The organism is Microbacterium sp. R86528, from assembly GCF_044596335.1.
GTDB lineage: Bacteria > Actinomycetota > Actinomycetes > Actinomycetales > Microbacteriaceae > Microbacterium > Microbacterium marmarense.
Genome location: NZ_CP138996.1, coordinates 2,027,731 through 2,041,335 on the forward strand (window position 1 = coordinate 2,027,731; position 13,605 = coordinate 2,041,335).

Consider the following 13,605-nt stretch of genomic DNA (forward strand, 5'->3'; position numbering starts at 1 on the left):
AGCGAAACGGCCGGTGCTTTTGTCAACACGCCGTGGGTCGGCGCCCAGAACACCTGCCCTGCACAATTCCCCGGCCGTTCTGTATGGGTGGATGCCGGAGGGCAGACGCGCTTCGGCGCTCGCTAGTTGTTCCGCCCGCAACGCGGGGCGGTAGCGTGTCGGGATGCCCATCGCACTTGTCACCGGAGCCGCTCGCGCGAACAGTATCGCGGCGGGTATCGTGCCGCGCTTGGTAGCCGATGGCTGGGATGTTGCCACCAGCGACCTCGTGAACGCGGACTACCCTTGCGATCTTGCTGACGCTGAGGCAGCAGCCGGACTTGTTGACCGCGTTGCACGTGAGCGAGGGCCGATATCGGCGCTGGTCCTGAGCCACGCGCACGACGTCGAGTCGGGCATTCTCGACACGGATGCTGCGAGTTTCGACCAGCACATCGCCGTGAACGCTCGCGCGAGCTTGCTGATGATCGCGGCTTTTGTTCGCCAGGTTCCGCAGGACGGCGGCGCGGTGGTGGCGTTGACCAGTGATCACACCACGGGCAACCTGCCGTACGGCGCGTCGAAGGGTGCGCTTGACCGGATCGTCATTTCAGCGGCCCGGGAACTTGGGCCCAAGGGCATTTCGGCGAACGTGCTCAACCCCGGACCCATCGATACGGGTTGGATGGACAGTGATCTTGAGCGGCAGTTGATGGCGCAGCATCCACTTGGCCGGCTGGGAACACCAGGTGACATCGCGAGTTTTGTCTCATACCTCGTGTCTGCGGAGGGGCGCTGGATCTCGGGCCAACTGTTGCACGCGGATGGTGGGTTCTCGGCGCGTTACTGATCCCCGGCGCAAAGCGCCAACGCCGTGCGTCAGTGCTGGATGCCCGTGCCAAGCGCCAGTGCGTGATGCCCGTGCTGGGTCTCAGTGCAGGCAGAACTCGTTGCCCTCGGGATCGCGCAGTTGGTAGTAGTACTCGGGCCAGGGCCCCCAGTCTTGGTCGATGAGACGCACGACCTCTGCACCCAGAGACAGGAGCCGTTCCTTCTCGGCGTCAAGTTCTTCGTGAGTGGGCTGACGGCCCGGGGCGGCGTTGATGTCGAGGTGCATGCGGTTGCGCGTCTGTTTGGTGCTGTCTGCGTGCAGGAAGAGCATTCGCGGGCCTTCGCCGCTCGGGTCTTGGGCTAGGCCCCGATGGGCGAGATCCTTTTCGGTAAGGCCCGCTGAGAGCAATTGGCCCTTGAGAGGTTCGTCCCATTCCTGCTCGGGGTAGCCGAACACAGCTGCCCAGAACCGGGCAAGCGCGGGTGGGTCGTCGGCGTAGAACACGATGTTGCCAAGCTTCGATGCCATGACCGAGACAGTACTCTGCGCGGGCGACGTCGACAGGGATGCGTGCGACTCTTGCGCGACAGTCGGCTTGAGCGGGCGTGCGGGCGTACGGGCGTGCGTTGAGCGTGGAGCGTGGAGCGTGGAGCGGGACGTGCACAGAATCGGGATTCGTCAGAAAGGTGGCGGATCTGTCGAAGGTACGAAACGGAGGGTAGGTGTCGGGACGTCGATGTAGGTCTGCCCGCCAGGGGTGACCCATTCGAGAGTGCCCGATCCTAGGTGGGTGATCTTCCACCCTCGCGCGTGCTTCAGAGTGTGATGTCGGCGACACAGGTGAGCGAGATTGTCGTGCTCGGTGGCTCCGCCGAGCGCCGCATCATGGCTGTGATCGATATCGCACCGCCATGTGGCCATACGGCACCCAGGAAAGCGGCAATGCTCATCGCGTACGCGCAGCGTGCGCCGCAAGTCTTCGTTCGGCCGGTACCGATCGACGGCCAACACCGCCCCGGTGACCGGATGCGTCATGACGCGGTCCCAACCGGTGGCGGCTCCAGCCAGGCGCCGTGCGGTGTCGGCGTCGATTGGGCTTGATCCGACTAGCTCAGCCCCGCGGTCGTGGACGCCGGCCAGCGTCAGCACGGGGACGACCACCTGCACGTGTGCTTTGATGCCATCGAGACCGTCGCCAGCAGCCATCGGTGCGCCATTGAGGGCAATATCGGCCAGCACGTCGGCGCGAAGCTGGTCCATCGTTCTCTTGTCTGCTGGCATCGTGTCGGTGGTCGATGCGCCACGTGCACCAGCACCAGCACCAGCACCAGTCCCGGCACCTTGGTCGGCGCCGTCATCGACCCCGAATGCGCTCGAGCCGACGCCGGCGGAACCGTTCTTTGAGGCAGCATCGGCGACGTCCGTCGCCGCACGCATGGCTCGCGCCATTTCGGTGCACCGGTCGTAGATGCCGTGGGCGAGCACGGCGGGGCCGACGAAGAGCAGGTCGGCCATGCCGTCTGCGGTGTCGCGCAGGAATAGGCCACGCTTCTTCCGCGCTTCACGGTGCCGTTCGGTGGTCGAGGTCGGCATGGCAGTTTCGGCGATTGCGCCGATGATGGTGCGCAGCCGACCCGGTGTTTCGATCTGAGCCCGGTCGAGTGCCATCTGCTCGAACTCGGCGCGAGCGTCTGGGTCGTCAATCGGTGCACCTGCGGAGAGGATCACGTCGACGTGCGCGGGGCTGATCCGGCCTTCGGCAAGCGCGGTGAAGGTGTGAGGAAACTGGTGAAATAGCGTCCACGCGTCAGACATCTTGCGCTGCACGACGTGATCGCTGACGCGGAGTGCCGCCGCGATCTCAGCGGCCGCGTTGCGCATCGGAATGTCTTGCTCGCGGCGACGGCGATCTTCGGGAAGCCGGCTGGTCTGCAACTCGGCGACTTCGAGAGCGGCAACCAAAAGCGTCGCTTGGCGTGAGTGAAGGTTCGCGATCGACGCATTGATGTCGCGCAACGAACGAGCCAGATCGGCGAGCATCGCGTTCTCAGCTGGGAGTGGATCCTTTGCCGGAAGATCGTCTAGATCTGCGAATCTCATGACTATATTGTCGCAGTAGCCTCAGACATTTATTCGAAATAGGCATACGGCCTACTCTTCGCTGAGGCTCTCGAAGAACTCGAAGTCTTCGCTGTCGTCGTCCGCGGTCTTCCTATCGCGACGGCGTGTCATTCGCTGAGCGAAATCGCTCGAGAACTTTGAGGTCGTTGCCTTTGCCCCATCGAAGGATTTACTACCGAAACGCTTGACGGCACCGATACCCTCCGTGCCCGTTTCGATTGCTTTGTCTCTTGTCTCGGCGGCGGCGACAGTCCACTTCTTAGCTTCAAGGGATTGTCTGCCGGCATCGATTCCGAGATGTTCATGAAAAGCGATCACCCCGGTCGCGACGTGGTTGCTTGAGTGCACCACAGCGCCCGAGGCAACCGGGTGCAAAAGAACCTGTGCGTTGGCGCCGACGGCAGCCGTCTCGATACGGATCAATAGGTTTTCTGTTGTTGCCGCGATGTGTGCTCGGCGCTTCGCGCGCGCTGCTTGCAGAGCTTTGCGGTGGCGATCGAGATCATCGGGGGTGGAATCAAGCACCCGGTCGAGTTCAAGCACGGCAATTGCGTCTTGAAGCTGAAAGCACCGTGCGAGCACCGCGAGCCACTCCTGCACGGTGACTTCAGCATCCTTAGAGATCTTGGCCAGGTCTCCGACCTTTGATTTCTTCTCTAGCTTTTCAGCGAGTGCATCGAGTTGGCGCAACGCGTAAGCCTGCGTGCGAGCAACCGTTTGGGTCGACCCCTGCACTTTCGACCACGTGACGTCTGAAACGCGACCCACATGCTCGCGAATGGTCATCGCCTCATCGATGACAAACCCCACTCCGATCATCTCCGCGAGGGCGGAATCCTTCTGAGCGCGAAGCACGTCATCGACTTTCTCGTCGATGATCGCCAGGTAGTCGGTGATCTCTTCCATCGTCTGCTGCATCGCGAGTTGCGCCATGATGCCGGCGGCGCCGGCCAGCATTGCGGGGTTGGTCATCATCGACCCGATGGATCCGGGCTTCACGATCTCAAGAAGCCCGGTGATTTTGCCCTTGTCGGTAAGCACCGCGCGGCTGACGTCAGAAGTTGAGCCGGTCATTAGCGTGCTGACCTTCATCGCCTTCGCAGATTCGTCCGTCAGTTTCACCCACTTTCCGGATTGGGCCACAATCTCAGAGCCAGCCTGCGCGATGCCCGAGCCGGCGTTTAGCGCCGTACCAACCCGCTGATTCAGAGCCAGATCTTTCGAGGCGACGCCGGCAGAAGACACAAACAGCTCGACGGCACCAGGCTCGCCGATAATTGCCAGACCATCTCCGTCTGCGAGCAGTTCGACCGCCATGCCTGGCTCGCTATCGTGCGTCATTTGCTCCAACTATCTGCCGCTTCATCATTGGCGGCGGCTGTCTCTACCGGGCTCTGCGGTCGGCACTCAATCTTCAACGCTGAATCATCCCGCCGCGCGATCGTCGGCGTAGCGCGGGGCCATCGCTTCCATCTGGTCCATCACGAGGGCTATCGCGCCAATCTGCTTGTCGGGCGGGTACTTGTACTTGACGAGCAGCCGTTTGATCGACGAGCGCAACTTCGCACGCACGTCGTCGCGCACGGTCCAGTCGGTGCGCACGTCGCGGCGCATCACCGCGACTAGCTCGCGCGCGATCTGGGCGAGCACTCCATCGCCCTGCACCTCCACGGCGACCTCGTTCGACGCAACGGCGTCGTAGAAGGCGAGTTCGTCATTCGAAAGCGCGGGGGTGAATTTTGAACCTCTGGATGCCTCGGCGGCAACATCCTTCGCCAGCTCTACCAACTCAGCAATGACCTCCGCCGACGTGAGCTGTTGATTCGTGTATCGGCTCATGATCTCTGCGATGCGCTCCGAGAACGCCCGTTGGCGAACGAGATTGCCGCGCGACACGGTCGCACTTTCACCCATCAGCGCCGCCCGCAGTGCCTCGATCGCAAGCTGCGGATTGCGCGCCTGCTGGGCCCGTGTGACGAAGTCCGGTCCGAGGTTGTCGAGCGACAGCTTCGGCATGCCCGCCGCTTCGTAAATGTCGATGACCTCACCGGTCGCCGTCGACTGCGCGATGAGCTGCCCGAGCAACCGCTGGATGTCGTCGGGAATGGGCTCGTCTCGCCCCTGTCTCTCTGATGCGTCGTACTTCGCCATCCACACACGTACTTCTTCGTAGAACGCGATCTCGTCGTGATAGTCAGCGAGCGTCTGGCGCCCCGAAGCGAGTGCCCACGCCCGTGCGAGTCCGTTGCTGAGGCGCCGATAGCGCGCGGCGAGCGTCTCATCTTCGAGGCCGGGTGCGTTGAGCGGGTTCTGCGGATTACGCAGAAAGTTCGTCGCCTTCGTCGCTGCCGTCAACCATGCGCGAGCGCTGCCCCTCGTGAGCTCGGCGCGCCAGTCGCATCCGACCAACAACTCGCGTATCTGCTCGATGTACGACACCGCCAGAGCCGCTGCCTCTTCGACATCGCGCCCGACGGGCTTGGCCTCTTGGTCGTTGCCGGTGTATTCCTGAAGTGCTTTCGAGAGGTTGTCTGCCAGGGGTGCATACGCGACCAGCAACCCGTCGGGCTTGCCGCGGAACGTGCGGTTGACGCGCGCAAGCGTCTGCATGAGCAGGGCCCCCTTGAGCGGGCGGTCCAGGTAAAGCGTGTGCAGCGGCGGAGCGTCAAAGCCCGTGAGCATCATGTCTTTCACGATGACGATCTCGAGCTCATCATCGGCGTCTTTGAGCCGCTCTTTTATCGTCGCGTTGGCCGAGTCGCGGCGCACATGATCGCTCACTGGAGGCTGATCTGTGGCTGAGCCCGAGTAGACCACTTTGATGCGGCCGGCATCGAGCGCGTCTGAGTGCCAGCCGGGTCGCCGTTCGACGATCGCCGAGTACAGACGCGCGCAGATTTCACGCGTGCCACCGACGATGAGTGCCTTGCCGGGGCCCTCGACGAACGGTGCCATCGCTGAACGGCGAAGCTCCCAGTGCGCGATGAGGTCGTCAGCGAGCGCGTCGATGCGCTCGGGTGCGCCATAGACCGCGTTGACCACGGCGACCGATGCTTCGATGCGTGCGCGCTCAGTGTCGTCTAGCCCCACTGTGTATTCGTCGGCAGCTTCGTCGATCTCATCTTGAGAGACGCCTTCGGCGAGCCCAACACGGATGAGTCGTGGCTCGAAATACACCGGCACGGTCGCGCCGTCGTCGACGGCTCGCGTGAGGTCATAGATGTCGATGTAGTCGCCGAACACTTCGCGGGTGTCTCGTTCGGCAAACGAAATCGGAGTGCCAGTGAACGCGATGAGCGTTGCGTTGGGCAGGGCATCGCGAAGGTGGCGTGCATACCCATCAAGATCGTCGTAGTGGCTGCGGTGCGCTTCGTCGACAACGACAATCACGTTGCGGCGGTCGGTAAGAAGTGGATGCTGCACACCAGCATCCTTCTCATCACCGGTTCGCCCGAACTTTTGCAGCGTCGTGAAATAGATTCCGCCCGTCACCCGTGACTGCAGCTCGCTGCGCAGCTCGGCACGCAGCTTGATCTGCTTGGGTGACTCGGCGAGCAACAGGCTGCGATCGAACGTCTCGAACAACTGGCCGTCGAGTTCATTTCTGTCGGTGACGACCACGATCGTGGGGTTCTTGAGTTTTGGATGCCGCGACACGAGGTGTGCGTACAGCTCCATTTCCATCGACTTGCCCGAGCCCTGGGTGTGCCAGACGACCCCGGCCTTACCGTTCGATTCGACGGCCTGCACGGTGTTGCCGACAGCTTTGGTGACGGCGAAGTATTGGTGAGGTTTGGCGATGCGTTTGACGAGTCCGTCGGAGCCTTCATCGAACGCGGTGAAGTTGCGCACGAGCTGCAGAAAACGTTCTTGGTTGTAGAGGCCGTTGAGGGCGTCTTCGATGGGCTGAACGTCGAGGTCGCCTTCGATGCGGGGTTGTTTGAGGGGCAAGCCGTCGTCGTCGACGTTCCAGGGTGAGAAGTGGTTGAGCGGGGTGAACGGTGTGCCGAACTTCGCCGCCAGGCCGTCACTGGCAAGGGTGAACACGCAGAAACGGAATGCGAGCGGCATCTCGCGCACGTAGGTCTGCAGTTGAGCGTGTGCTGCCGCGACGTCGGCTGATCCGGTGCCCGCGCGCTTGAGTTCGATAATGCTCAGGGGCATGCCGTTGACGTACAACACGACATCAATGCGGCGGTGCACCTCACCGCGGCCGGGAGCGTTCTCGCGCACCGTCACTTGATTGACGGCGAGCCAGTCGTTCTGCTCGGGGGCGGCACCGAGAACCCGAATGGTGGGGTTCTGTTCGGTTCCGCCGTCGTCGATGTAGGTGAGTCGATAGCCATCGGTGAGAATGCGATGGATGCGATAGTTCTCAGTGAGCGCATCTTGCGAGGTCGGCGACGCGATCTCGACGAGGGCTTGCTGCAGATACTGCGCGGGCACCGTCGGGTTCAACCGTCGCATCGCTTCGAGCAGTCGAGGCTTGATCAGCAGTTCGTCCCAAGACTCGCGCTCGCCGCTGCCCGGAGCGATCTTGTCGCCAGTGATCGGGCGCCACCCGAGCGGCTCGCCGAGCGTGTCGAGTGCGAGCTGTTCCCAGTCAGCCTCGTTGAAACCGGTCATCGTTGCTCCCTTTGGTTGGCGCTGGGCATCTCTAAGTTTGGTTCTCAGCGTTGCCGAGCATCTTTGCCAGACCGTCTTCGCCAACGATCGGGATGCCGTAGTCGCGCGCTTTCTTTGCTTTGCCCGAGAGCGAGTCTGTGTCAGCGGCTGCCACGAGCTTGGTTTTCTTTGTCACATTGGGGTGCGGCACCAGCCCGCGCTCGACGAGCTCAGCTTCCCACTCTGAGCGAGCACGTTTCATGTCGCCGGTCAGCACCACCATGTCACCGGGTACGAGCGCGAAGCGGTCAGTCTCGATGGGCGCGTGCGAGACGAGCGCTGTCATGGGGTCGACTATGGATGCTGGTATCTCAAGCAGTTGCGCCACCGTGGCCAGATCGGACTTCTCGTCGTCGGTGAGAACTCCATCGGCCCATGCCTGCGTGTTGAGTTCTTGGTAGTAATCGATGTGGAGTGCGTCGACTGCTGCACGAGTGAGGCCGAGGTCGGCCGCTACGTCAGCGAGTTGCGCGCCTTCATTCGACGAGATGTAGCCGTCGAGCAGGCATCGGTCGAGCAGGGCGAGGTATTGAGACGAGGCTCCGTCGGCCGTGTCGCGCACCGTCTCGGTTGAGATGCGCTCGAGAAAGCTCGGAGGGGGAGCATCGGCGTTCGGCCGCGCTTTCCACACGACCCCAGTGCTACGGCCTTCGGGGTAGAGGTAGCTGAGCCCCGACTGGGCGGTGCTCGCCCAGTATTCTCCCCAGCCTGGCCAGGGTGCACTATCTCGCTGAAATCTCGACAGTAGCTGCGCTGCCGCGTGTGAGTCATCGCCGGCGGTGTGCGCGTGGGAGTGCTCAATCTCGTAGGTCGTGCAGGCGTGGATGAGCGAACACGAGCCGCCTAGGCCAAAGTTCTTACCTAGAGTCATCGTGCACACGCTGGGCGTGCCACCGTCGAGCCAATACCCGGCGCGCTCGAACTCGGCCTGCAGAAACCTCAGGTCGAACGCCGCATTATGCGCCGCGAACACTCGACCCTGCAGAAGAGACGCGAACTCGGGAGCGATGTCAGAGAACACTGGTGCGTCGAGAATGTCTGCTGCGCGCACGCCATGGATGCGCTGAGGGCCGAGGTCACGCTCGGGGTTGATGAGGGTCTCCCACCGCCCGGTGATCGTGCCGTCATCGTCGAGATGGGTGACGCCGATCTCGACGACACGGTGATGATACGAGGGCAGGATGCCGGTGGTTTCGAAGTCGACAACAGCGAACGCCATCAGCCTGTTCCTCCGGGTTGCAGCTGTTCGCCGTCAGCTTCGTTGAAGCCGGTCATGATTTGGTGAGCTTCTGTTCCATGATCTTGCGGACAACATCGAGAAAGCTTGGAGCATAGTCACTCCACGACTCGCTGATCTTCTTGATGTCGAGCTTGCCTGTGTGAACTTGTTCGCACAGGCGTAGCCAGGCCTCACCTGTTGCGGCTGTCAGCGCGAAGGCCACGCTCGCGCCGACTACGCTGCCCGCGCCGGGGATTAGCTTGAGAAAGCTGCGCGCGAGCGCCTGCCCTGTGAACTGAACGCCTAGCTGAGCGAGGGCTCCCGCCGACATCATCGTTTTGAGCTCAAGATCGTAGATAGTCGCGATACGGCCCATCATTGCTAGCTGAATTGGTGCCAGCACGGCTGCATCGGCTATAAGAATGGGCGTTGCGGTCGCGAGGGCAGCCGCGGCCGCAGCTTTGTGGACAACCGGCCGAGCCAACTCACGCTTCCAGGGGAGGTTGAGGCGCTGCGCAATACGAAAGGCGTCTTTCTCGTCTTCGGGCGAGAGCGCGAGGGTTTCCGTGACAAGATCACCGAGGCCATGCCCCTTGCCCTTTCCGTGCTTGTCGCGGGTGGATGTCAGGATCAGCTTTTCGTAGGGAACGGTGATGGGAACGCCGTTGTCATTGGGGTTCTCAAGCCACTCCACGAACTGCTCGAGATCATGCGTCACAGTGCGGGATTTCGTGATCGGATTCTTGCCCCAGTCGACCTTGGTCAAGACAAGAACGACAGGAAGGCCGGCTGAATCCAGTGCCTGAATCATCGCTATCGCAGCGGGGGTGAGTCGAGAGGCGTGCGACTCGACGCAGTACCAGACGACCGAGATCTGCTCGTTTGCGGGTCGCTCCGAGATGGTCTTGAGATGGCTCTTGAGCAGGTCGCTGGGTGACAGCTCAGACCCGATCTCGAAACCTTCGATATCCCAGATTCCGAGCGAATCATCGTTGTAATAGTGCACCCCTCGGGTCACCGGGAGGCCCATGCCGACCTTCGCCCAGTCGCGGCTGAACACGGCGTTCACGAGGGATGACTTTCCGACCCCCGAATCACCGATGATCGCGAGGTTGAAGCGACCGTAGCGTGATTTCGCCTGTTCAGAGCCGTCGAGGAAGTCCTGCTCGTTGATCTGCCTTTCCTGCGCCGGTTCTTTGGAGTCAGTAGACATGTCGTCAGTCTTTCCTCTAGCGGGCTTCGGGGCGGTCATTCGGCGAACTCAAATTCGAGTGTGACATCGGGGTCGATAGCCTTCACGATCTTGCTGTAGAACTCTTCCGCTTGCTCTTCGAGAAGCGGTCGGAGACCGTCGATGTGTTCGTCGACGGCTTGCCCCGAGAGCAGTTCTTCGAACACGGCCGTGACGTCGATTTCAGGCGTCGTCCAGCTGAGTGCACCGTTCTTCTCGGCAGCCACGGACAGATCGGGGTTGGCGTACCCCAGGTAGACGAACTCGGGAATCGAGATGAGATACGAGTTGTCGCCGGTCTGAGCTATGTCGACGTCTTTGCCCTCAATCCCGAATTTTGCGTCGTAGTCGTACCGAACGAGCACCGAACGTTCGGTGCCCGGGAGGGTAAACAATTTCAGTTCGCCGAACCCGAGAGTTAGCCCGTCGTCTCGCTCTTCCTCGACGTCGGTCATTCCGGCCGTGACAAGGATCACCTGCTCTTCACCCTTAATGGAGCGGATCACTTGAACGTCACGTGATTCTGTGGCGCCCAGCACTTTTCCGACGCCCAGTCCGACGAAGGCCGCGGCACCGATCAGTGCGAGCACGACAATGACAAGCAAGAGTTTCGCCCACCAGGGAGTTCGTGTTGTTCGTTTGGCCGGCGGTGCGGGTTGCAGAGGTGGCGTGGCTGTATTGGTCATGTTGCTGTGGATCTCCCCAGATGAGTACGACGGCATAGTCGTACTTGGAATATAAAGCCTGCTGGCCGGGAAATTGTCACAGCCCCGATTCCCTCGCCAGATTCTCTGCCTCGCGCACGCGAAGCTTGCCCGACATCAGTTGTGGGAGCAGCGCGTCGCGGGTGGCGGCGAGGGTGCGGTTCTCTTCGAGAAGTTTTGAGATGGCGGCTTCCACAGTCATGAGCTCATCCTCGATCCTTTGGACAAGTTCGCCTTTGACCGTTCGCAAGCGAATGCCGTGCAGCTGACCACGGTTGATGGAACCGAAGACGGTACCTTCGGCTTCGAAAGGCTCCCACGCCGCTCGTTCAGATCGCAGTTGGTGGAACAGTGTGGACTGCGTGTCGTTGGCGGATCGGACGGCAGCGATGCCGCGGCCGATGCAGAGCGCTTCGTCCGCGAGGTTTACGTCTCCAACGGGAGCACGCACGCTCACTAGCACGTCGCCTTGAGCGGCCATGCGCACTGGGCCTGTGGTGAAAACACGTCGGGTGGGTGCACGCATCCCGAAATCTCGCACGCCTTGATAGAAGGGCACGCCTTCGCCGATCTCGTTTAGAGCCTCACCCTTGGGTGACGAACCCATCGTAATGACGGCTATATCAGCGAGACGTGCCCACTCACCGGACAGCGACAACAGCAGGATTGTTGATGCGACGGAGTCAGCGGTGGCGGCGAGTTTGGTGTTGGCGGCGATCTTGTCGTCGAGAGAGCCCAGCACCTCGGCGATCGCCTGCTGCTCGGGGAGGGGTGGAAGAACAATGTTCACCGAGCCGATGCTCGCTGGGCTCAGATTGGGTTGCGCAGACCCGTAGGCCAGCCCCACGAACTGGTCCTTCGAGGAATCTGCTCGCAACCAGTAGAACAAAAAGCCAGGATCTAAGGAATGCGGATCTGTGACTTCGAATCTACCAACGCGCTGATTCAGTAGAAGGGGCTCACTAGTGCGCACGCGCGCAACCTCGCCAACGTACCCCGTCATTGCGATCAGAATATCTCCGACGGAAAGCACATGCTGGTGAGCGCGTAACGCTGTCTCAGCGCTCACGAAACTCGCGGCCGTCATATCCAGCTCGCCTGACTTTACGTTCGCAATTTTGACAACGCGAGTTCCGCTTTGCTGCCATTCGCTGCTTAGAAACGGATGTCCTGATCTGACCGATGCGACGCTACCTAAGTTGGCCGCCCGCCACTCAGACATCGATTCGCCCCAACTGCTCGCGCACGACACCGGCAAGCCGCTCAGACTCGGCGAACTGGGCGAACAGCTCGCCCTTCAAACGCTCTAGCTTCTGCTCGATGGGTTCGCCGTCGTCCTCAATCTCGGCGGCGCCTACGTAGCGGCCGGGCGTGAGCGCGTAGTCGGCTGCTTTGATCTCGGCGAGAGTTGCCGAGTAGCAGAAACCGGCTTCGTCGGCATAGCTGGCAGCATCCGCCCCCTCCTTGCCGCGCCATGCATGAAAGGTGTCGGCGATCTTCGAAATGTCTTCGTCTGACAGCGCGCGCTCGGCGCGGTCGACCATGTGACCCAGATTGCGTCCGTCGATAAACAGCACCTGGCCGGTGCGGTCAACCGCCCCGCCCTTGCCGGCCGACTTGTCTTTGGCGAAGAACCACACGCACACCGGAATGCCGGTCGAACGGAACAGCTGAGTCGGCAGCGCCACCATGCACGACACGAGATCTGCCTCGACAATCTGTGCGCGAATCTGACCCTCGCCACCCGAGTTCGATGACATCGAGCCATTCGCCATGACGACTCCGGCCTGTCCGCCAGGCGCGAGCTTCGACAGGATGTGCTGAATCCACGCATAGTTCGCGTTGCCCGCGGGTGGCACGCCAAACCTCCACCGCGGGTCAGATTCGCTACGCGCCCAGTCCTTGATGTTGAACGGCGGGTTAGCCATGACGAAGTCGGCCTGCATGTCGGGGTGCAGATCACGTGCGAACGTATCGCCCCACCGTGGCCCGAGATTGCCGGTCAGTCCGTGGATGGCGAGGTTCATCTTCGCCATGCGCCAGGTGCGCTCATTGAGCTCTTGGCCGTAAACCGAGATCGCTGAGCCCTCGCCATGATGCGCATCGATGAACTTCTCGGCCTGCACAAACATGCCACCCGAGCCACACGCTGGGTCGTACACGCGGCCGTGCGTCGGCTCCAGCATCTCGACCAGCACACGCACCACACCAGCCGGGGTGTAGAACTCGCCGCCACGCTTACCTTCGGCAGCGGCGAACTTCTCGAGAAAGTACTCGTACACCTCTCCGAGCAGGTCGCGCGCGCGGCGGCCGTCCTGTCCGTCTTGGCCCTGACCCGTGAAGCGCGCCGAGTTGAACAGATCGATCAGTTCGCCCAGGCGTCGCTGATCAACGTTGTCGCGGTTGAAGATGCGGGGCAACGTCGCCGCAAGTTGCGAGTTCGACTGCATGAGGGCATCCATCGCCTCATCGATGAGCAAACCGACTGACTTCTCACCCTCATTTAGCAAGGCGCCCTGCCCCTTGGCGTTCTCTGCAAGAAATGACCACCGAGCATTGGCCGGCACCCAGAACACTCCGCGACCGGTGTATTCATCGGTGTCATCAATGAGCTCAGCGATCTGCTCTTCGTCGTACCCGTCGCCAGCCAGCTCGGCGCGAATGTTAGCGCGACGCTCATCGAAGGCATCCGACACGTACTTGAGAAAGACAAGGCCCAGAATGACGTCTTTGTACTGTGAGGCGTCCATCGACCCGCGCAGCTTATCGGCGGCCTTCCAGAGCGTGTCTTTGAGCTCTTTCATCGTTGACGGAGCCTGCGGGGCGGTCTTTGTTGCGCGAGGCATATGAATCC

General features: G+C 61.6%; 10 protein-coding genes. 1 reads left to right on the forward strand and 9 read right to left on the reverse strand.

Going from position 1 to position 13,605, the window contains the following annotated elements; all coding sequences use genetic code 11:
* Positions 1 to 163: 163 nt before the first annotated feature.
* Entirely contained in the window at positions 164 to 829 is a 666-nt protein-coding gene (locus SJY18_RS09395; protein ID WP_396667353.1) for an SDR family oxidoreductase, read from the forward strand.
* Between the two features lie 81 nt (positions 830 to 910).
* Here SJY18_RS09395 and SJY18_RS09400 read toward each other — a convergent pair whose 3' ends face one another.
* From SJY18_RS09400 to SJY18_RS09440, 9 genes are all read right to left on the reverse strand, one after another.
* Positions 911 to 1,339 carry a VOC family protein gene (locus tag SJY18_RS09400; RefSeq protein ID WP_396667354.1) on the reverse strand — a complete coding sequence of 143 codons (429 nt, stop codon included), beginning with the start codon at positions 1,337 to 1,339 and terminating at the stop codon, positions 911 to 913.
* 150 nt (positions 1,340 to 1,489) lie between these two features.
* Positions 1,490 to 2,911 carry a DUF222 domain-containing protein gene (locus tag SJY18_RS09405; protein ID WP_396667355.1) on the reverse strand — a complete coding sequence of 474 codons (1,422 nt, stop codon included), beginning with the start codon at positions 2,909 to 2,911 and terminating at the stop codon, positions 1,490 to 1,492.
* Between the two features lie 51 nt (positions 2,912 to 2,962).
* Positions 2,963 to 4,273, reverse strand: a complete 1,311-nt coding sequence (locus tag SJY18_RS09410) for a hypothetical protein (RefSeq protein ID WP_396667356.1) — start codon at positions 4,271 to 4,273, stop codon at positions 2,963 to 2,965.
* A gap of 84 nt (positions 4,274 to 4,357) precedes the next feature.
* The gene (locus tag SJY18_RS09415) at positions 4,358 to 7,558 is read right to left on the reverse strand and encodes a type I restriction endonuclease subunit R (RefSeq protein ID WP_396667357.1); all 3,201 of its coding nucleotides are present in this window, start codon (positions 7,556 to 7,558) and stop codon (positions 4,358 to 4,360) included.
* 31 nt (positions 7,559 to 7,589) lie between these two features.
* Positions 7,590 to 8,816, reverse strand: coding sequence for an exonuclease domain-containing protein (locus tag SJY18_RS09420; protein WP_396667358.1), 1,227 nt, complete (start codon positions 8,814 to 8,816; stop codon positions 7,590 to 7,592).
* Between the two features lie 52 nt (positions 8,817 to 8,868).
* Positions 8,869 to 10,029 (reverse strand): GTPase, encoded by a 1,161-nt coding sequence (locus SJY18_RS09425; protein WP_396667359.1) that lies wholly within the window; start codon positions 10,027 to 10,029, stop codon positions 8,869 to 8,871.
* 35 nt (positions 10,030 to 10,064) lie between these two features.
* A complete protein-coding gene (locus tag SJY18_RS09430; protein WP_396667360.1) occupies positions 10,065 to 10,733 on the reverse strand; it encodes a hypothetical protein in 669 nt (222 codons plus the stop codon).
* 76 nt (positions 10,734 to 10,809) lie between these two features.
* Positions 10,810 to 11,973 carry a restriction endonuclease subunit S gene (locus SJY18_RS09435; RefSeq protein ID WP_396667361.1) on the reverse strand — a complete coding sequence of 388 codons (1,164 nt, stop codon included), beginning with the start codon at positions 11,971 to 11,973 and terminating at the stop codon, positions 10,810 to 10,812.
* Complete coding sequence (locus SJY18_RS09440) at positions 11,966 to 13,597, reverse strand: type I restriction-modification system subunit M (RefSeq protein ID WP_396667362.1); 1,632 nt, start codon at positions 13,595 to 13,597, stop codon at positions 11,966 to 11,968. The genes SJY18_RS09435 and SJY18_RS09440 overlap by 8 nt, the downstream gene beginning before the upstream one ends.
* Between the last annotated feature and the right edge of the window lie 8 nt (positions 13,598 to 13,605).